21 protein-coding genes and 1 pseudogene are annotated in these 19,676 nt (G+C 60.5%); 10 read left to right on the plus strand and 12 right to left on the minus strand.

What is annotated here, in order from left to right; genetic code table 11:
* Both B3B04_RS04930 and B3B04_RS04935 read right to left on the minus strand, forming a co-directional pair.
* Positions 1–446, minus strand: a pseudogene (locus B3B04_RS04930) (VWA domain-containing protein); the annotation flags it as partial.
* A 62-nt stretch (positions 447–508) separates the two neighbouring features.
* Entirely contained in the window at positions 509–1,036 is a 528-nt protein-coding gene (locus tag B3B04_RS04935) for a GNAT family N-acetyltransferase (protein ID WP_292040483.1), read from the minus strand.
* Positions 1,037–1,238: 202 nt separating this feature from the next.
* Here B3B04_RS04935 and B3B04_RS04940 point away from each other — a divergent pair, with 202 nt between their 5' ends.
* The 5 genes from B3B04_RS04940 (at position 1,239) to dxs (ending at position 5,410) form a co-directional block, all read left to right on the plus strand.
* Positions 1,239–1,856: a histidine phosphatase family protein gene (locus tag B3B04_RS04940; protein ID WP_292040484.1), complete on the plus strand. Its 618-nt coding sequence runs from the start codon at positions 1,239–1,241 to the stop codon at positions 1,854–1,856.
* A gap of 68 nt (positions 1,857–1,924) precedes the next feature.
* The gene (locus B3B04_RS04945; protein ID WP_292040487.1) at positions 1,925–2,182 is read left to right on the plus strand and encodes an exodeoxyribonuclease VII small subunit; all 258 of its coding nucleotides are present in this window, start codon (positions 1,925–1,927) and stop codon (positions 2,180–2,182) included.
* Complete coding sequence (locus tag B3B04_RS04950) at positions 2,182–2,538, plus strand: tRNA-binding protein (protein ID WP_292040489.1); 357 nt, start codon at positions 2,182–2,184, stop codon at positions 2,536–2,538. Before B3B04_RS04945 ends, B3B04_RS04950 begins: the two co-directional genes overlap by 1 nt.
* Positions 2,539–2,573: 35 nt before the next feature.
* Complete coding sequence (locus tag B3B04_RS04955) at positions 2,574–3,446, plus strand: polyprenyl synthetase family protein (protein ID WP_292040685.1); 873 nt, start codon at positions 2,574–2,576, stop codon at positions 3,444–3,446.
* Between the two features lie 80 nt (positions 3,447–3,526).
* Entirely contained in the window at positions 3,527–5,410 is a 1,884-nt protein-coding gene (gene dxs, locus B3B04_RS04960) for a 1-deoxy-D-xylulose-5-phosphate synthase (protein WP_292040492.1), read from the plus strand.
* A 50-nt stretch (positions 5,411–5,460) separates the two neighbouring features.
* Here dxs and B3B04_RS04965 read toward each other — a convergent pair whose 3' ends face one another.
* The 4 genes from B3B04_RS04965 to folE form a co-directional block, all read right to left on the minus strand.
* Entirely contained in the window at positions 5,461–6,132 is a 672-nt protein-coding gene (locus B3B04_RS04965; protein ID WP_292040495.1) for a DUF2971 domain-containing protein, read from the minus strand.
* A gap of 17 nt (positions 6,133–6,149) precedes the next feature.
* A complete protein-coding gene (locus B3B04_RS04970) occupies positions 6,150–7,994 on the minus strand; it encodes a gamma-glutamyltransferase (RefSeq protein WP_292040497.1) in 1,845 nt (614 codons plus the stop codon).
* Between the two features lie 140 nt (positions 7,995–8,134).
* Positions 8,135–8,557, minus strand: a complete 423-nt coding sequence (locus B3B04_RS04975) for a biopolymer transporter ExbD (protein WP_292040500.1) — start codon at positions 8,555–8,557, stop codon at positions 8,135–8,137.
* Between the two features lie 220 nt (positions 8,558–8,777).
* The gene (folE, locus tag B3B04_RS04980) at positions 8,778–9,392 is read right to left on the minus strand and encodes a GTP cyclohydrolase I FolE (RefSeq protein WP_292040502.1); all 615 of its coding nucleotides are present in this window, start codon (positions 9,390–9,392) and stop codon (positions 8,778–8,780) included.
* Positions 9,393–9,549: 157 nt separating this feature from the next.
* Between folE and cysS the strand changes: the two genes are divergently transcribed.
* Positions 9,550–11,001 (plus strand): cysteine--tRNA ligase, encoded by a 1,452-nt coding sequence (gene cysS / locus B3B04_RS04985; protein WP_292040503.1) that lies wholly within the window; start codon positions 9,550–9,552, stop codon positions 10,999–11,001.
* A gap of 7 nt (positions 11,002–11,008) precedes the next feature.
* Here cysS and B3B04_RS04990 read toward each other — a convergent pair whose 3' ends face one another.
* A complete protein-coding gene (locus tag B3B04_RS04990; protein ID WP_292040504.1) occupies positions 11,009–11,413 on the minus strand; it encodes a hypothetical protein in 405 nt (134 codons plus the stop codon).
* A gap of 340 nt (positions 11,414–11,753) precedes the next feature.
* Here B3B04_RS04990 and B3B04_RS04995 point away from each other — a divergent pair, with 340 nt between their 5' ends.
* Complete coding sequence (locus B3B04_RS04995) at positions 11,754–11,963, plus strand: cold-shock protein (RefSeq protein ID WP_292040507.1); 210 nt, start codon at positions 11,754–11,756, stop codon at positions 11,961–11,963.
* A 67-nt stretch (positions 11,964–12,030) separates the two neighbouring features.
* Here the strand turns inward: B3B04_RS04995 and B3B04_RS05000 are convergent, their stop codons facing one another.
* Positions 12,031–12,648, minus strand: a complete 618-nt coding sequence (locus B3B04_RS05000) for a DJ-1/PfpI family protein (RefSeq protein WP_292040510.1) — start codon at positions 12,646–12,648, stop codon at positions 12,031–12,033.
* Positions 12,649–12,752: 104 nt separating this feature from the next.
* Positions 12,753–14,042 carry a lytic murein transglycosylase gene (locus B3B04_RS05005; RefSeq protein WP_292040686.1) on the minus strand — a complete coding sequence of 430 codons (1,290 nt, stop codon included), beginning with the start codon at positions 14,040–14,042 and terminating at the stop codon, positions 12,753–12,755.
* Between the two features lie 295 nt (positions 14,043–14,337).
* Here B3B04_RS05005 and ykgO point away from each other — a divergent pair, with 295 nt between their 5' ends.
* The 3 genes from ykgO (at position 14,338) to B3B04_RS05020 (ending at position 15,388) form a co-directional block, all read left to right on the plus strand.
* On the plus strand, positions 14,338–14,463 hold the full coding sequence (gene ykgO, locus B3B04_RS05010) for a type B 50S ribosomal protein L36 (RefSeq protein WP_003165750.1): 126 nt from the start codon (positions 14,338–14,340) through the stop codon (positions 14,461–14,463).
* Between the two features lie 222 nt (positions 14,464–14,685).
* Positions 14,686–14,955: a DUF2312 domain-containing protein gene (locus tag B3B04_RS05015; RefSeq protein WP_292040512.1), complete on the plus strand. Its 270-nt coding sequence runs from the start codon at positions 14,686–14,688 to the stop codon at positions 14,953–14,955.
* A gap of 16 nt (positions 14,956–14,971) precedes the next feature.
* Positions 14,972–15,388, plus strand: a complete 417-nt coding sequence (locus tag B3B04_RS05020; protein ID WP_292040514.1) for a hypothetical protein — start codon at positions 14,972–14,974, stop codon at positions 15,386–15,388.
* Positions 15,389–15,391: 3 nt separating this feature from the next.
* Here the strand turns inward: B3B04_RS05020 and B3B04_RS05025 are convergent, their stop codons facing one another.
* From B3B04_RS05025 to B3B04_RS05035, 3 genes are all read right to left on the minus strand, one after another.
* Positions 15,392–16,039: a hypothetical protein gene (locus B3B04_RS05025; protein ID WP_292040515.1), complete on the minus strand. Its 648-nt coding sequence runs from the start codon at positions 16,037–16,039 to the stop codon at positions 15,392–15,394.
* A 163-nt stretch (positions 16,040–16,202) separates the two neighbouring features.
* Complete coding sequence (locus B3B04_RS05030) at positions 16,203–17,684, minus strand: sigma-54-dependent transcriptional regulator (protein ID WP_292040516.1); 1,482 nt, start codon at positions 17,682–17,684, stop codon at positions 16,203–16,205.
* A 133-nt stretch (positions 17,685–17,817) separates the two neighbouring features.
* The gene (locus tag B3B04_RS05035; protein ID WP_292040518.1) at positions 17,818–19,533 is read right to left on the minus strand and encodes a DUF4153 domain-containing protein; all 1,716 of its coding nucleotides are present in this window, start codon (positions 19,531–19,533) and stop codon (positions 17,818–17,820) included.
* Positions 19,534–19,676 lie beyond the last annotated feature (143 nt).

Consider the following 19,676-nt stretch of genomic DNA (forward strand, 5'->3'; position numbering starts at 1 on the left):
GGGCTGGTGCCGCCGGTGCCGATCCATTTGTTGCCGCCTTCGTGGCGCTCTTTTTGCTCTTCAAGGCGCTGTTTCAGCGTCTCCATCAGCTTTTCAAATCCGCCGAGCGCCTCGATCTGGGCCTTTTCTTCCTCGGTCAGATATTTCTCGTTCAGGAGCTTTAGCCAGTCTTCGGGGATGGCGGCAGACACTTCGTCGCCCGCGACAGGGCCTTCAAAGCCTTTGAAAACCTTGCCGAATACCTGATCGAAGCGATCATAGTGTTTTTCGTCCTTCACCAGCACGGCGCGCGACAGGTGATAGAAGTCGTCGATGCTGCGGCCAGTGGTGTCTTCGGCCCCCGGACCGATCACGCCCTTGTCCATGGCTTCCATCAGATGGAGCCATTCCTTCAGCGAAACCGGAACCTTGGCGTCGCGCAGGGCAGTGAAAAACGGCAGCAGCATGGGCAGTCCTGAACCCCTTGAAAAGGCGTGATCTGATTTAGACCATGGCACTAAGGCAGCGTCTATGCCCGCCGCAGGATGAACTCGTCGTCCAGCCATTGGCCGACAGGGTACTGGTACTCGCCGACCTTTTCGAAGCCGTGGGCACCATACAGTTTCTGGGCTTTCAGATTGCCGCTCCAGACGCCGATCCACAAAGCGCCTGTCGTCTGTTTTTCCATCCATGACAGAGCACGTGTCAGCAACTCGGTCCCGAGGCCCCGACCCTGTGCGGCCTTGGCGACATACAGGCGGCGCAGTTCCATCTCGCCCTCTTGGGCCAGCGGGTGGGGCAGCCCGTTAGGCCCAGCATGGCACAGAGCCAGAATCTCGCCATCCCGTTCGGCCAGCCAGAAGATGCACGCCGGATCGTGGATGCGTTTGGCCAAGGCCTCTTCGCTAAAGCTTTCGGCAAAAAACACGTCCAGATCGGCCTGCGGATAGGGGATGCCAAAGCCGTCTACGAAGGTCTCGAAAAAGGTTTGGCGGCTGAACGCCGACAGGGCGGTCAGGTCGGCGTCGGTGACAGGACGGATGTGGTAATCGCTCATGTTTGACTGCCTAGCGGCTGTCTGCGCCGGTTGCCAGAGGTCAGGAAAAACGTCCTGGCGCGATCCAATATTCATATACCCAAGGTTGATCGCCCTTCGCCCAGACGGTACGAAACGAAGAATCGCATGTGTCCGGTCGTATTCGGACCAGAGGGGAGGGAGCGGGGATGGACAGGCCGTCAGGCCGTGATCTCCTATGATAATGGCCAATACCCTTCCTTCCGACTTTCCGCCTGCCACAGCCAAACGCGCGGGGGCCGTTGTGCTGGCCCGTCATGGCAAACCTGCCTTGTCGCGTCGTTGCTGGCTGTCGGCCACCGAGTATGTGGACTGGTGGGCCCGCTATGAGGAGGGGGGGCTGTATTCGCCCCAATCCCCGCCTGCAGACCTGTTGGCGACCGCGAAAAAGGCAGCAGTCCTTCTGACCTCGTCACGCAGGCGAGCGCGAGAGACAGGAGATGCTGTCTGCGGAGGGAGGGTCTACAAAAGCGAGGACCTTTTTATCGAAGCGCCCCTGCCGCCGCCGCCGCTGCCCTCATGGTTCAAGATGCCGCCGCGTCTGTGGGGCGTGCTGTCGCGGCTGTTCTGGCACCTTTGCCGTAATCCGCGTGGTGGCGAGACCCGCAAGGAAGCCGAGCAACGCGCCGGACGCGCCGCGGACTATTTGATTGCGCGGGCCGAAGACGGTCAAGATGTGCTTTTGCTGGCGCACGGCTATTTCAACTTTATGATCGGCAAACAGCTGCAGGCGCGAGGCTGGAAACTGACGCTGGACCAGGGGTTCAAATACTGGCGTCAGCGCCGTTTTGAACGGGTTTAATCCCTCATCACCCGGCGGCACCTTACAGCAAGGTTGAACCCGTGCCGCACCCCCTCTAGTTTGCGCGCATGACCGAAGCATCTGCGACGAACGCCATCCCGACCGACCTCAGCTTTGAGGACGCCCTTCAGCGTCTGGAGACCATCGTCTCCCGTCTGGAGTCGGGTCAGGCCGGACTGGAAGAATCCATCAGCCTTTATGAGCAGGGGGCCCAACTGAAAGCCCATTGCGAAGCCCGCCTGAAGGCGGCCCAATTGCGCGTGGAAAAGATCGTCGTCGGCCCCGATCAACAGGCACAAGGGGTCACGCCTGCGGACTTCGGCTAATGGCCGCTGGCGAGATTGCGCCGCAGATCGGCTTTGAGGACTTTCTCAAGGTCGATATCCGTGTGGGCCAGATCATTCAGGCCGAGCCCTTTCCCGAGGCACGCAAACCCGCCTATCGGCTGACCATCGATTTCGGACCGGCCATCGGCGTCAAACGCTCGTCGGCCCAGATCACCGAAAACTATTCCTTGGAACAGCTTCAGGGACGCAAGGTGGCGGCGGTGGTGAATTTTCCGCCGCGCCAGATCGGGCCGATGATGTCCGAAGTGCTGACCCTGGGCTTTCCCGACGCTAACGGCCATGTGGTGCTGTTGGGCGTTGATCGAGACCTGCCATTGGGCGGGAGGCTTTATTGACGATTTTGGCTGCAAATTCGCCCGAGCAGGCGGTTCTGGACCGCGTGGCCGAGGTGGCCGATCTGGTCACCGTGGCGCTGGATCGCCTGTTGCCGCGCGGCGAAGGCCCCGAGGCGCGCCTGACCGAGGCCATGCGCTATGCCGCGCTGGGACCGGGCAAGCGCCTGCGCCCCTTCTTTGCCATGGAAGCGGCGCGTCTGTTCGATCTGGACGAAGGTTGGGTATTGCGCGCGGCGTGTGCGCTGGAATGCATCCACGCCTATTCGCTGGTGCATGATGACCTGCCGGCGATGGACAATGACGACGTGCGTCGCGGGCGTCCGACCCTGCACCGCGCCTATGATGAGGCCACGGCCATTCTGGCAGGCGATGCCCTGCAGACGGCAGCGTTCGACATCATTCTGGACGAAGACACCCACGACGATCCGGTTATCCGTTGCGAACTGGGCAAACGTCTGGCCTTTGCTTCCGGCGCGCTGGGCATGGCGGGCGGTCAGATGATCGACCTGATGGGCGTGCGCGATGATCTGGGCGGGGTGGCGCGCATGCAGCGCCTGAAGACCGGTGCCCTGTTCGCCTATGCTTTCGAAATCCCTTTGATCATGGCCCGCGCCAGCGACAGCCAACGCAGCGCCTTGATGAATTTCGCCCACGATATCGGTCTGGCCTATCAGATCGTCGATGATGTGCTCGACGCCGAAGGTTCGGCCGAGGAAATGGGCAAGGCAGCGGGCGGTAAGGATGCGGCCCTCGGCAAAACCAATTTCGTAACCCTGCTGGGTGTGGACGCGGCGCGGCAGAGAGTCGCGCATCTGGCCGATCAGGCCCGTGGCCATCTTGACGTTTTCGGCCACGATGCCGAAATCCTTAAAGCCAGCGTGGATTTTGTTCTCAAGCGTCGGGCCTGATCCGGAAACGATTTGTTTCCCCACGGATTTGTGACAGTTCGCCCTTCGTCCTTTCAGCCTGCAAGGCTATTTAAAACCCTATGCCCCACACCCCCCTTCTCGACACCGTAAACATCCCCGCCGACATGAGCGGGTTCGACATCCCCCAGCTGAAACAGCTGGCCGATGAGGTGCGGGCCGAGACCATCGACGCCGTGTCGGTAACGGGCGGCCATCTGGGCGCGGGGCTGGGTGTGGTGGAGCTGACGGTGGCACTGCACCACCTCCTGGATACGCCAAAAGACATTCTGATTTGGGATGTCGGTCACCAGTGCTATCCGCACAAGATCCTGACCGGGCGGCGCGACCGTATCCGCACCCTGCGTCAGGGCGGTGGTCTGTCGGGCTTCACCAAGCGCGCTGAAAGCGAATACGACCCGTTCGGCGCGGCCCACGCCTCGACCTCCATTTCGGCTGGTCTGGGCTTTGCCGCTGCGCGAGACCAGCAGGGGCATGACAACAAGGTTGTGGCCGTTATCGGTGACGGCTCGATCACGGCGGGCATGGCCTATGAGGCCATGAACAACGCCATCGAGGCGACCAACGGCCAGTTCATGGTCATCCTGAACGACAACGACATGTCGATCGCGCCTCCGGTGGGCGCCATGAGCGCCTATCTGGCCAAACAGGTTTCGGGCGACGCCTATCAGCGCGTGCGTAACTTCGGCAAAAAGTTCGTCGACCACATGCCGCGCCCGATCCGCGAGACGGCGCGCAAGGCCGAGGAATACGCCCGCGGCATGGTCGCTGGCGGCACGTTCTTCGAGGAACTGGGCTTCTACTACATCGGCCCGATCGATGGTCATGACATGAACCATCTGGTGCCGATCCTGAAGAATGCGCTCAAGATCACCGACAAGCCGGTTCTGGTCCACGTCGTGACGCAAAAGGGCAAGGGCTATGCCCCTGCCGAGAACAGCGCCGACAAATACCATGGCGTGGTCAAGTTCGATGTGGAGTCGGGCAAGCAGGCCAAGGCCATCTCGAACGCGCCCAGCTACACCAAGGTGTTCGGCACCGAGCTGACCAAACACGCGGCCAATGACCCGACCATCGTCGGCATCACCGCCGCCATGCCGTCGGGCACGGGCATCGACCTGTTCGGTCAGGCCTATCCGGATCGCGTCTATGATGTGGGCATTGCCGAACAGCACGCCGTGACCTTCGCTGCCGGCATGGCTGCGGACGGCATGAAGCCGTTCTGCGCCATCTATTCGACCTTCCTTCAGCGCGGCTACGACCAAGTAGTCCACGACGTAGCCATCCAGTCGCTGCCGGTGCGCTTTGCGATGGATCGTGCGGGTCTGGTAGGGGCTGACGGCTCGACCCATGCCGGTTCGTTCGACATTGGCTTCATGGGCACTTTGCCGGGCATGGTGCTGATGGCCGCAGCCGACGAGGCTGAGCTGGCTGCCATGATCGCCACCTCGCTGGAAATCAACGACCGCCCGTCGGCCTTCCGCTATCCGCGTGGCGACGGTGTGGGCGTGGAAATCCCCGAACTGGCCAAGCCGCTGGACATCGGCAAGGGCCGCATCGTCAAGGAAGGCACCAAGGTCGCCATCCTGTCGCTGGGTACCCGCCTGCAGGAAAGCCTGAAGGCCGCCGACATTCTGGAACAGGCCGGTATCTCGACCACCATCGCCGATGCCCGCTTCGCCAAGCCGCTGGACGAGGACCTGATCCTGCGCCTTGCCCGCGAGCACGAAGTGCTGATCACAGTGGAAGAGGGCGCTATGGGCGGCTTCGGGGCTTTTGTGCTCCAGATGCTTGCCGAAAAGGGCGCTCTGGACCGTGGCCTCAAGATCCGCACAATGCACCTGCCGGACATCTTCCAGGACCACAACAGCCCCATGGCCATGTACGACGAGGCGGGTCTCAACGCCAAGCACATCGCGGCCAAGGCGATCGAGGCGCTGGGATAGGCTAAGTCGTGGTGGCGGTGGCCCTTTGAGGTTTTCACCGCCATCAGGCATCATTTGATTGGCTTAAAATCTATAGAGTATTTTTTCAAGTTCATCTTCGAAATTTGAATGCCAAGTTCTCTGCCTATTTCTAATATTTGACGTTCGTCGTGCGTATTTATCTTAGCTCCGAGATAGATTTTACTAATCGGATTGTTCCTGCGTATGGAAATTTTGCCGGGTGATGGGCTGAACATCCGCCATTCTCGTTCTCCAGACCACTTTATTGTCTTGCTAGAGAGGCAGTTTTTGGATTTTTCTTCGATATCGTAGCTGTCAATATTCAAAACTGGAGCATGTTCTGAGTACATCATGCGAGCAAATTCAATATTTTCTTCAAGTCCTCTTAAAAGCGAATTGAAGTTGTATTGAACGCAAATTCCTTGAAATCTATCTGCGTAATGAGCCCACATTGTTTCGTGGTCATAAGTTTCAGAAAATGATGCAATTCCTATTCTTGATATTTGTACTTTAATTAGTTCTTTGTTTTCAAATCTGTTAGAAATTATAGATGTAATTCTATCTTCGTCGTATGCGCCCTCCATGGGGTCGTTCATTTTGCTGTATGTAGAGCAGTATATATAATTACTCTGAATGGCATCTATTTCTTGTTCACAGTTCTTTCCTAGCGACCTGTATCGAAAGAGATGAATTGGTTTTCCATAAATTTTGGTCTCAGCCATATGCGTCCCCCTTTATTTCAATAAGCCAACGCCAGCCCGTCCTTGCGCATCTCTGACGCGGCTCCATAGGTCCAGCGGCCGTCGGGGTTTTGCTGCATCATGACGTTCTGATACCCGCCGAAGCCGCCGTCGGGGCCACCGAGGGTCCAGCCCATTTCGGTCAGGCGGGTCTTGGTGATGTCCGGCACGCCGCTTTCCAGATGTAGCTTGCCGACGCCCTCCTGCGACTGGCCTGTGGGCTCTGAGGAGCCATAATGCTGCCAGCGCGGGGCATCGCCGGCTTCTTGCGGGTCGAGGCCATAGTCGACCATGTTGATGATGATCTGGGCCTGTCCCTGCGGCTGCATACCGCCGCCCATGACGCCATAGGCCAGCCACGGTTTGCCATCCTTGACCGCAAAGCCCGGAATGATGGTGTGGAACGGGCGTTTGCCGGGGGCATAGATGTTGGGGTGGCCATCTTCGACCGAGAAGAGTTCGCCACGGTTCTGGAACATGAAGCCCAGCGTGCGACGGCCCTGATCGGGCACAAGACCAGAGCCCATGCCGCGATAGTTGGACTGGATCCAGCTGACCATCATGCCGTCCTTGTCGGCAACGCTGAAATAGGTGGTGTCACCTTGCGTCGGGGCGTCCCCGGGGAAGGCGCGGTCCATGACGCGGTTGGGATTGATCAGGGCGGCACGCTCTTGGGCATAGGCCTTGGAGTTCAGATACTCGACCGGCGTCTTGCTGAAGCGGGCATCGGCGAACCATTTGGCGCGGTCTTCAAACGCCAGTCGCTTGGCCTCGGCCTGATGATGGATGGAGGCGGCGGACTGGAAGCCCATAGTCTTCAGATCGAACTGTTCGCAGATGTTCAGAATCTGGTTGGTCGACAGGCCCTGGGTGTTCGGGCCAAGCGAATAGACATCGACGCCGCGATAGTTGGTCATGATCGGTTCGACCCATTCGGTCTGGTGCGAGGCCAGATCGCCACGGTCGATCCAGCCACCGATGCGGCGGAAATAACGGACCATGGCATCGGCCAGCTCGCCCTCATAGAAGGCGTCGCGGCCTTGCTCGGCGATGATGCGATAGGTGCGACCGAGGTCAGGATTTGCAAAGATCTGCCCGACCTTGGGGATGCTGCCGTTCGGCGCATAGACCTTTTTGCGGTTCTCGTTTTCCTCGATGATCGACGACTGGCGATCAAACAGGCCCATGTTCCGCTCAAGGTAGTAGGCAATGGCCTGCGGCACTGGCACGCCCTGTTCGCACAGCTCGGCGACGGGCAGCAGCACATCCTTCCACGGCAGCTTTCCGTACTTCTGGTGTGCGCTCCACCACGCATCCACCGCACCCGGTACACTGACTGTCACAGCGCCATAGCGGGGCAGGGCGCCGTTCGTGGCGCGATTACGCACCTGCTCCAGCCCGAGTAGGCGAGGGGAGGCACCCGACCCGTTGAAACCCACCACCTTGCGCTGCTGCGGGTCCCACAACAGTCCAAAGGCGTCGCCGCCGATGCCGTTGCCTGTAGGCTCGAGGAAGCCCAGTGCCGCATTGATGGCGATGGCGGCATCAATGGCCGAGCCACCGCGCTTCAGCGTTTCAATACCGATCAGGGTCGCGACTGGGTGGGCGGTCGCTGCCGCACCATGCTGACCCCATACCGTGGAGCGACCGGCGAAGGGGGCACCTGAAATGCGGTCACCGGGGCCGACACGCAGGGATTGAGGAGCGGAAGTTGGCGCTTCGGTCGTTGCGGGTGCAGTCGATGCAGGCACCGATGCGGCCTCCTGTGCCACAACCGACTTGCTCAGGCCGGTGGCCAGCGCGGCTCCGACCGGAATGGCACCCAGAAACTTACGACGATCCATGGTCAACTCCCCCTCGGATTACAGCAGAATATTGGTCTGCCGAACCGTAGCCGTGTGCAACCCCCTGATCCTCACTTGGCAAAGAAAAAGGGCCGCATCGGGAGATGCGACCCTTAAATCCTTTGGCGTGATGCCGAAGACTATTCGATGTCTTCGTTCAGCAGGCCGACCTTGAACATGCCGTTTTCCTGCAGGGTGTTCATCACTTCCATGAACTGGTTGTACTTCACGTCGGCCTGGGCGCGGATGAAGACGCGCTCTTCGCGGCAGTCGGTGGCCACGGCCTGAGCGGCGCAGACATCGGCAGCCAGAGTGGTCAGGCTGGTTTTAGCGTCGGCGATGTACAGGTCGCCGCCGTTTTGGATGCTGACGTAAACCGGCTCTTTCGGTTTTTCGTTCGGATTGTTCGACGGCACTGCCGGCGGCAGGTCCAGCTTGATCGACACGGTTGCCATCGGAGCGGCCACCATGAAGATGATCAGCAGAACCAGCATGATATCCACGAACGGCGTAACGTTGATGTCGGCGTTCTGGTCGCCGCCGTTGCCCATTTTCGCACCCATGTGCAGTCTCCATCATGGCCCGCATCCGTGCGGGCTGCACTGAAAGTCTCGATCAGTGTCTTGGCGTTGCTTTGGCCTGTTGTAAAGCCGTCTCGAACGATGAAATCGCAGATGAACGAAATAAGCTTGCGATTTTAAGGGGAAAGCTCCCTGAAAAAGGTCGAAATCAACCAGTTTCAATCGCTTGCAGAACGTTGTTCTTGTGATTTCAGTCTGAAACTTAGCCGCGGGCCAGTTTCAGGAATCGCTCGACCAGGGCGTTGTCTTCCTTGAATACACCGGTGAAGCGCGTCGTCACGGTTGTAACGTGGCGGTGGTGCACGCCACGGGTTGTCATGCACTGGTGGGCTGCATCGACCATGACAGCGACGCCTTTGGGCTGAAGATGCTGTTCGATGGCTTCGATGATGTCGTTGGTAAGGGTTTCCTGATTTTGCAGGCGGCGGGCGAAAATCTCGACCACGCGCGCCAGCTTGGAAATGCCGACAACCTTTTCACCCGGAATATAGGCGACCCACGCCTTGCCGAGGAACGGGGCGAGGTGGTGTTCGCAGTGGCTCTCGACCTCGATCTCCTTGAGGATGACCATGTCGTCATAGCCGGTCACGTCTTCGAAGGTGCGCGACAGTTCTTTGGACGCATCGGCGTCATAGCCGTCAAACCATTCGCCATAGGCGTCTACCACGCGTTTGGGCGTGTCGATCAGGCCCGGACGGTCGGGGTTGTCGCCCGCCCAGGCGATGAGCGTACGCACAGCCTCCAGCGCCTGTTCGCGGCTGGGACGCACGACAGCGCCTTCATTGGCAACGAGAACGGGCTTTGCGGGCGTGGTCATGAAGAACGTTTCCGAGTGGGACGGCGGGCTGTCCCGTGAATAAAGACGACGAACGCACCCCAAGTGGTTTATCAAGGCGCGCGGACTGTTTATCTTGCTCGCTATATGGGACGTATGGCGCGTCCTGCAAGAAAACTCGCAAAAGACTTTACGACTAATGGCCCTGCATATCTATGACACCCTGCGCCGTGAAAAGCGCCTGTTCGAACCGCGCGATGCGAACCGGGTGACACTCTATGTCTGTGGGCCGACGGTCTATGACTATGCCCATATCGGCAATGCCCGCCCGCCGGTGGTGTTCGACGTGCTGGTGCGCCTGCTGCGCAAGACCTATGGCGCGGACAAGGTGATCTATGCCCGCAACGTCACCGACGTGGACGACAAGATCAACGCTAAGGCCGCCAAGGAAGGCGTGCCGATCGGCGAGATCACGGCCCGCTATGAAGCTGCCTATCTGTCGGACATGGGCCTGTTGAACGTGTCGCCGCCGGATATTGCGCCGCACGTCACGGACCACATGGATGCAATCATCCAGCAGATTCAGGCCATCATCGATGCAGGCAGCGCCTATGCCGCCGAGGGCCATGTGCTGTTCGATGTGTCGTCCTATCCGTCCTATGGCGCGCTGTCGGGCCGCAATCTGGACGACATGATTGCCGGTGCCCGCGTGGAAGTGGCCCCGTACAAGAAGAACCCGCACGACTTCGTGCTGTGGAAGCCGTCCAAGAAGGACGAGCCGTCGTGGCCCTCGCCGTGGGGCGAAGGCCGCCCCGGCTGGCACATTGAATGCTCGGCCATGATCGAGAAGAACCTCGGTTTGCCGATCGATATCCACGGCGGCGGTATCGATCTGGTCTTCCCGCACCATGAGAACGAGATCGCACAGGGCGTTTGCGCCCACGGTCACGCCCATGGCGACCGCGCGCATGATGAATACGCCCGCTACTGGATGCACAACGGCTTCCTGACCGTGGACGCCGAGAAGATGTCCAAATCGATCGGCAACGTCCTGCTGCTGAACAACCTCGTGAAGGCCATGCCGGGCGAGGTGGTGCGTTGGGCTCTGCTGAGCGCCCACTACCGCCAGCCGCTGGACTGGAACCAGACCCTGCTGGAACAGTCGCGCAAGAACCTCGATCGTCTGTACGGCGTGCTGCGCGATGCCGACGCCAAACTGGGCGACTTCGACTATGCCGCGCTGGAAGAGGCCGAAATGGAACTGGCCGAGCAGGAACTGAATCCGGTGCTGGACGCGCTGGACGACGACCTGAACACGCCGGGGGCATTTGCCCAGCTGTTCGCTCTGGGCAATGCCCTGCGCGAACTGCTGAACGACGCCGAGGCCGACATCAACGATGTGGCCATGGCCCGCTGGACGCTGAAGGAAGCCGCCGATCTGCTGGGCGTGCTGGCCATGGCTCCGGAGGAATGGTTCACAGGTGGCGACAGCGATCTGAAGGTGGAGGTCGAGGCTCTGCTGGAGCAGCGGGCCACGGCCCGTGCCGAAAAGAATTGGGCCGAGGCCGACCGTATCCGCGACCGCCTGAACGAGCTTAACGTGGTGGTCATGGACGGCCCCACCGGCGCGACGTGGCGCATGAAGGGCTAGGCCTCGCCTAGTCGCACACGGTCACAAGCACCAGATTCATGCCGCCGTTGAGATCGGGCAAGGCCCGGTTCTCGACGCGGCATCTGGGCCCCTCGTCGCGTGATCCGGATGACGCGGGCGGCGAGGGGCGCGCTTGAGGCGGCTGGCGAGGCGATGGTCGGGGCGCGTCGTTCTCGCTGCATACGCCTTCGGCGATCAGGCGCTGCCGAAACGCGTGTGCCTGTTCACGCGCGTGGGTTTCTGCCGCGGCGCGGCCCTGCCTTTGTGCAATCTGTTGAAAACGCATCTGCATAGCGCGACGCTCTGCCTCGGGCAGGGCCGCAGCAGAGCAGGCTGTGGTGTTTTGAGCGGCCAATGGCGCGGGCATCAGGGGCATTGCCCCTAAAGCCGTAATGATAGCGACCCAACGCATGATCATATCCTCCCCAGACCTAATGACTGACGGGGAATGGAGGTTCATCCGCGCGTAATCACGTTTACTTCCCAACCCTGTGTGGTGAGGCCTGGCGAAGTCGCACAAAAACAAATGCGAGCAATATTATTGTCTCGCTTTATAGAGAGCGATTTCGAGCGTGGTCGATATTTCTAAAATAAAAGCTGGCTATTATAAAAAATAAATCGTAGTTCTCAGTTGTCGAATATCTCTGCGCAACGCTCTATCTTTTATGCACCGCATTGAGATCTTCCGTTTCCCTAGACCCGACGACTTTCAGGATTTGCCTGATAAGTTCATTTTTACGGAGGTCATGGAAATGGCTACTGGTATCGTTAAGTGGTACAATCCCGCTAAAGGTTTTGGCTTCATCTCTCCGGATCAAGGTGGCGGCGACGTGTTCGTTCACGCCTCGGCGCTGGAACGCGCCAACATGGGTCCGTTGAGTGAAGGACAAGCTCTGTCGTACGAACTGGAACGCGATCAGCGCTCTGGCAAGACGTCAGCCGGTCAACTGCAAGCCGCCTAATCACGGTCTGCTTTTGATCTAAGGAAGAACCCGCTCCGGTGCCGGTGCGGGTTTTTCTAATTGGGGGTCAGGCTGCGCGAAACTGCGGGGCCAGATAGGGCGCGATGGCTTTTCTGGCCATCTCGACGTGGTGCTCTTTTTCCCCCACCGGCGCGACGTAATAGATGGCTTCGTCCGCATCGGCCTGCGAGCCCATGGAGGCGATCATCCATGCCGCCAGATACTGCGCCGACATACAGCCCCCTGCCGTTGCCACACGGCCATGCGCCACGAATGGGGCTTCGATCACTTTGACGCCCGCTTCGATGACCCACGGCTTGGTCGTCAGGTCGGTACAGGCGGGCAGGTCGCCAATCAGCCCCAGCTTGGCTAGCAGCAAGGTGCCAGAGCATTGCGCCCCGACCCACTGGCGCGCCGGATCGATTTGCAGCTGCGACAGGAAGCCGGCGTCGGCGGCATAGTCGCGGGTCTTGATACCGCTGCCCACCAGCACGGCATCGGCCTCAGGCAAAAAATCCAGACCCCGCTGACCGGTGATGGTGACGCCGTTCATCGACGTGACCTGTTCGGTGGGCGTGGTGATCAGGGCTTCCCAGCCTTTGGCCCGCATCCGGTTCAGGATGCCCGCAGCAATGAACGAGTCCAGCTCGTTAAAACCATCAAGTGTGAGAACGGCGATCTTCATGCTTTCAACCTGTGCCCCAACCGGACGCGTGTCCAGTGTCCTGCAGGGCAAGGCAGGCGCAGAAATCAAAACGGCCCGCCGGATGGGGCGGGCCGTTTAAGCGATCAGCGTGCGCGACGGATCAGTTCCTCGGCCAGCGTATCGGTCAGATAGCCGTCCGGTGTGCGGCCATTGGCGGCCTGCCACCGGCGTAGTGCCGCGCGGGTGTTGGAGCCGATCACGCCGTCGACGCCTTGGGTGTCAAAGCCCATCTTGGTCAGAGCCGTCTGGGCACCGATCCGCTGCTCTCGGGTCAGTGGGCCGTCATTGGGCCAGCTGGCCTGCAGCGCCGGCTTACCCATTACGCCGTCTGCGATCAGGCCGATGGCCAGCGCATAGCTGACGGAGTTGTTGTAGCGGCGGATCACATAGTGGTTCGGAAGGGCAAGGAAGACAGGGCCCTTGGCCCCTTGGGGCAGCAGGATGGTGGCTTCCTCGGCGCGTTCGGCCTCGTTCAGGCTCTGGCCATTGGTCAGGCGAACGCCCCGCGATTCCCAATAGGCCCAGTTATGTTTGGGGCCTTCGGCTTGGGTGTAGTCAAAGTTGGCGGGCAGAGTGACCTCATAGGCCCAGCCCTGGCCGCGCTTCCATCCGGCCTGTGCCAGCAGGTTGGCGGCAGAGGCGAGGGCGTCGGCGTCCGAGCCCCAGATATCGACCTTGCCGTCGCCGTTTTGGTCCACGCCAAGACGCAGATAGTTGTCGGGCATGAACTGGGTCTGGCCCATGGCACCGGCCCAGCTGCCCTTCAGGCCCGCGCGGTCGCGTTTGCCGTCCACCACAATGTCGAGGGCATGTTTCAGCTGGCCTTCTGCCCAAGCGCGGCGGCGACCGTCAAAGGCCAGCGTGGCCAGCGATCGGATGACATCGAAATCACCCTGCACCTGACCAAAGGCGCTTTCCTGCGCCCAGATGCCCAGAAGGATTTCCGACGGTACGCCGAATCTCTGGGTGACAGCCCACGGCACACGGTCCGTGCGCTGGCGTGCCATGGCGATTCGCGAGGCGGCGGTGGCGTTCTGAATATAGGTGCCCGCCGGACGCGAGAATTCAGGCTGGTTGCGATCCAGACGGATCACGCTGGGGTTCGGCGTGATGCCTTCCAGTTCGCGGGCGTATTCCCAGCGGCGATTGCCGCCGTGACGCTCAAGGAAGCTGTCCTTCCACTGCTCGAAACTGGCGTAGTCGAAAGCTGGCGACAGGTCCGGCTGGGTCTCGGCGACCGGTGGTTGGGTGGTCGGCGTTTGTGCCGGAGTTTCGACAGGTTGGACCGGTGGTGTCGCCGGTTGGGGGACCGGCACCATGGGCGAGCAAGCCGCAACCGTAGTTACAAGCAGAAGACGGAAGGCAATACGCATGACCATAGGCTAACGCCCCAAAAACTGTCGACCAATCACAAGCGCGCGAAGTCACCGTGGGTTTCGTCTAAAACCTTTAAAAGCCCGCTAAATTTGCAGACTTTTTTGTCCGACTCTGCTATTTGACCCACTTCGTCTTGGGCGTTCGTCTAGGGGCGTGATCGGCACTGAATCCGGCTCGGATGTTGACGTGCAGGCCATAGCTCTCTATAGGCACCGCTCCGCCGCGGGTTCGCCTGCGGCTTCCTTGTTTTATTCGCCCTCACGGGCCTCCAATCATACGGGACGTCCGACCATGAAGGTCCGTAGCTCGCTGAAGTCGCTCAAGGGTCGCCACCGCGACTGCAAAATCGTTCGCCGCAAGGGCGTTCTGTACGTGATCAACAAGACTGATCCGCGCTTCAAGGCCAAGCAAGGCTAAGGAACGCGTGACTGTGGCGCGCCCGCCGGGTGCGCCCCGTCAAGTTGGTGGATTGTGCAGATCCACAAGGCCATGGGCAAATGTCCGTGGCCTTTTTCGTGCCTGCTCATCGGCCTTCCAGATGCGGCAACAGAGTTTTTCGAATCTCTGGCTTGAGCCGAACGCGCGGGCGTGATTAGTCCGCAGCCAATCCTCATTTAAAAAGTTCGCCGGAGATCCACTTTGGACGACGCATCCTTCGAAAACCCAGACGTTCTGACCGCCGCCGCCCAAGGCCGCCTGCGCACCATCATCGAGCGCATCGAGCGTCTGGAAGAAGACAAGAAAGCCGTCATGGAAGACATGAAGGAGGTCTTCGCCGAGGCCAAGGGCGAAGGCTATGACGTCAAGGTGCTGCGCAAGGTCATCCGCATTCGCAAGCAGGATCGCGCCAAGCGTCAGGAAGAGGAAGCGATCCTCGACCTGTATCTGTCGGCTCTGGGCGAAGTCTAAGGCCACAGGCACCGGCTTGAAGCGAAAGCCTCCTGCCAGTCCCTATGAGTTACAGCGCAAGGCAGCCCAGCGGGCGGCCTTGAACGCCCTCAAGCGCGCCCGCCGCTCCGCAGAGAAGGCGGGCGTTTCGCTGTCTGAATGGGAGGACGAGTTCCTCACCTCCGTCAGCGAACGGGTGAAAGAGCATGGCCGCGCCTTCGGTGATCCCGAACTGGGCGGGCCGGGGCAGGCGCTCTCGGCCATGCAGGGGCGTAAGCTCAAAGAGATTGCGAAAAAGGCTAACGGCGAAGACCGCTTTAGCCCGAAAAACAAGGCTAACGGCGAAGACCGCTTTAGCCCCAAGAACAAGGCTAACGGCGAAGACCGCGCTGCCCCGCAACGCAAAAGAGGGGCACGGACCCCGTACCCCTCTCGCGATATCAACGATGAATAGGCCTCAGGGCAGTTGTTCGAGGCGCAACGCCGACAGCCAAGGTGCATAGGCCGCCTGTCCGGCGGTGATGCCCTTTATCTCCTGCTCGATATTGAGGGTCAGTGCATAGCGGTCGCGAACCACGCCGACCACGCTACCGACCTGACCGCCCGACGATAGCGGCTCGACGTCCAATGCATATTTCAGGCCGCCGGCCTCTTCTTTGACAACCGTCAGATAGTCTTCGCCGCCTAGTTCCTCCAGAGAAGCCGGATAGGCCAGCGCCGTCTCGCGAAGGCCTTCAGCCATGATGACAGCGGTCTTGGCCGCCTGCATCGGCAGGGCCTTGCCCATTTGCGCCAGTTGCGGCGGAGTGTCACCGTCCGGTCCCTGTGAATCCACCAGAATAAGGCTGGTGGATGCGCCTGGTTCTCCCCAGACCATCTCCACCGAGAAGGGCTGGCAGTCGACAGAGGTCAGCGGCTTGCCCGCAATGGCGGCGGGCTCGGGAAGGGCAGGCAGCAGGGGATTATCCTTACAGGTGTCGGGTAGGGCTGCTGTGCGCGCGGCGGTGGCTTCGGATGCAGGCGTGTCGGATTGGGAACAGGCAGCCAGCGCCAAGCCCATGGCCACCAGCGGAAGAATGAGGGGCGAAGACACAAGCTTGGACACAAAGACCTCGGAATCACATGGGTAAAGGCCAAGTTTGGATCGATAATCGATGTTATGCCAGTCGTGCAGGGCGAACATCGGCTCGGCACAAAGAAAAAACCGATCCCGACCACTGGGCCGGAACCGGTCTAGAGGTTCTGGAGAGATAAAGAGGCGGCGGGGGTTAGCCCGCTTCCTTGATGTGGTCCTCGAGGCCCTGTTCGCGCACCTTGCGGTACAGGGTCGAGCGACCGATGCCGAGACGGCGTGCGATTTCGGACATGTGGCCGGAATAGACCTCGATGGCGTGCTGGATCAGGTCACGTTCAATGTCTTCAAGCGTGCGCACGTGGCCGCGTTCGTCGGTGATGCGGATCGGGCTGTCGAGCGCGGCAGACTGGGACGATTGTTGAGCCTCGGCCAGCGCCACCTCGCCATCGGGAGCATCGGCAAACTGAGCTGCGGTCGGCGTGGTTTCCAGCGGCGCGGCGACACCCGAAATAGCCGGAAAGTCATGCGGCTGGAGCATCGGGGAGTCCGCCAGCACCAGCGCGCGATAGATGGTGTTCTCCAGCTGTCGCACATTGCCCGGCCAGTCATAGGCCTGAAGCAGGGCCATGGTTTCCGGCGAGCAGCCCACGATGCGCTTGCCCTCTTCGATATTGAAGCGGGTGATGAAGTGGTCGATCAGGGCTGGAATGTCTTCGCGGCGTTCGCGCAGGGCCGGAGCCTCGATCGGGAAGACGTTTAGGCGATAGAACAGGTCTTCGCGGAAGGCCCCTTCCTTCACCTGCTGGGCCGGATCACGGTTGGTGGCCGAGATGATGCGCACATCGACCTTTACGGGACGCTTGCCGCCTACCGGATCGACTTCGCCTTCCTGAAGGGCGCGCAGCAGTTTGACCTGAATATCCAGCGGCAGTTCGCCGATTTCATCCAGAAACAGGGTGCCGCCATTGGCCTCTACGAACTTGCCCGCATGTTTTTCATGCGCGCCGGTAAAGGCACCCTTTTCGTGACCGAACAGGATGGATTCGACCAGATTGGCGGGCAGGGCCCCGCAGTTTACGGCCACGAAGGGCTTGCCCGAGCGGGGGCTGGCCCCGTGAAGGGCGCGGGCGATGACTTCCTTACCCACGCCGCTTTCGCCGGTGATCAGCACCGGAATGGAGGACTTGGCCGCGCGGGCACCCAAGGCCTTGACCATCCGCATGGGCGCGCTGTCGCCGACGATGTCGTCAAAGCTGGTACGGCCGGTGGCGCGTTTCTTAAGGCGACCGATTTCGGCGGTCAGCTGGGTCATTTGCAGGGCGTTGCGCACGCCGATCAACAGGCGCTCCGGCCCGACCGGTTTGACGAAGAAGTCCTGCGCCCCGGCCTGCATGGCCTTGACTACGGTCTCGATGCCGCCATTGGCCGTCAGCACGATCACCGGCGTGGTGATGCCCGCGGTGCGCAGCTCGGCCAGTGTTTCAAGACCGGACGGACCGCCGGGCATGATCAGGTCCAGCAGCACCACATCGGCGCTGCCGCCCTTGGTCAGGCGATCAATAGCCTCCCCACCGTTTTCGGCGTGAACGACCGCATAGCCCTCGCGCTCCAGAATCGCCTGTATCAGGCGGCGCTGGGTCGGATCGTCATCCACGACCAGAACAGTCTTGCCCATATGGGACACCCCTTAAACTTCACCACTCGACCGTCCTCTTTTTGGAGCGGGACGGTTGCTATGGTTCCTGTCTCTAAACGACACGAATGAAGATCGGGTTTCCCGTTTGGGGTGGCTAAGTTAATGGCTACGCTTAATTTTTGTTTACCGGACAAGTCGGTTCATAACGGAAATCAAGGGTCTGGCCATCGATCGACAGCGCAGACGGCCCGGACGGCGGTAAGATTTGCGGATCGCCGGAAATAAATTTATCCGCCAATGTCGTCCCGCCCCCGCACTGATGGCGCAGGGCAAACAGGCCCATCCGCTTCCACGATCCCGTCTCGGTACGCTCGAAGACGTGAGCTTCGTTGAAAACGACCATCAGCACCTCGGGCTGACTGTCACCCGTCACATCCAGCAAACGCGCCGGACAGTCCTGATAACACACGCCGCCATCGGTGAAGTTTTCCGGCGCGGGGGTGCCTTCGGGATAGAAGGTAACGCGTGCCGGTTGGGGAGCGCTGAACCGGTTGTCGAGCACATTCTTGGCGCGCCGTGCAATCTCGGCGTCGGGAGAGCGGGACAGCTCTTCCAGTGCCGCTCTGGCGCGCGGGCCGCCCTTCCAGCCCAACCAAGCATAGGGAATCTGTTCCGCATTCAGGGTGCCAGACGCCACGCGGGCCAGTTGGTTATTTATCGACAGCTGCACAGGGTTCAGCCATGGCGTTGAATAGGCCAGCAGGACCAGAGTGGTCACCACGGCCACTGCCACATTGGTCCCCTCCAGAAGCGGCATCCATCCCCCGCCGCGCTGGCGTCCTATCCATTGCGCCGCCACATAGCCCACACCATACAACAGGCCGATGATGGCCCCCGTCAGCGCTACAATGCGTTGCGGAGTCAGGCCGTGCTGACCAATCCGCACCCAAACGGCCCACAGGGCGAAGGCCGTCAATGGCACCAGAAGCACGCAGGCCACCCGCATGGTAATGCGCAGGAACGGGGCCTCGGACAGGTGCTCTGCCCCGTCCTGATAGACAGTATTGATCAGGATGATCAGGCCCGCCGCCGATGCCAGCATAAAGGCTGCGGGGCTGAGCGACGTATGCAGGCCACCGGTCCCCACCACCGGCAGGGCAATAAGAAAGGCTCCGGCCAGCAGGACCGCGACCGGCAGCAGCCACGACAGCAGGGTCAGAGCCACCATGCGTATGCCTTGCGTCAGGCCGTCCCGAACATCGCTGAGCTCGACGCCAAGGGCGAACACGATCGCTGACAGGAAGGTGATGAACCACGCCTTGCCTATGACATCCATGACGAAGCTGATGCCGATTGTCCGGAACAGAGCGCCGCCGATCAGCAGGATCAGCCAGAAGACCCCCACAAACATCAGGGCCAGAACCAGCTGGATGCCCGCCTTCCACGCGGTTTCATAATAGTGGTCGTATGGCACAAAGGCTTCGCCTTGCCGCAGCGCCGGAACGATCAGGTGGTGTGCACAAAACAGCGCGGCGGGCAGGCACAACCCGAGCACCAGCAAGGTGCTGTCTCCGTTTTCCAGACTTCCGCTGGCCCAGCCCAGCAGCCCCAGAATGATCGTGGCAATGGTTCCCCAGGCGAGGGTGCTTCTCAGCGAGACCTGACCTATGGCCGCCAGCCATACAGGAGGAGCAAAAGCCGCAATCATGGCCCACGCGACCAGGGGACCGGTATTGAGAGCGTCGAACTTGGTGACACGGTAGAGGCCGTACAGCAGGGCACCCTGTATCAGCCCTACAATCAGGCGGGCGATCAGGCGCGACCGGCTCGTGCCTTGCTGTGATCGGGAAAAACGCGAACCGCTATTGGGGGAGAAGAGGTGGTCCATCGTCGGGCCCTCGCCATGAGTCGTGGGTCCGGAGCATGGCAGCTAACATCGGTGTGACAAGTTACAGTTCCTTGATAGGGAACAGCGGATTGTCAGGCTGCTGTCGTGTTCAGGCCTAGAGTGATGACACCAAAGATATCGAC

The organism is Brevundimonas sp. UBA5713 (genome assembly GCF_002419815.1).
Lineage (GTDB): Bacteria > Pseudomonadota > Alphaproteobacteria > Caulobacterales > Caulobacteraceae > Brevundimonas.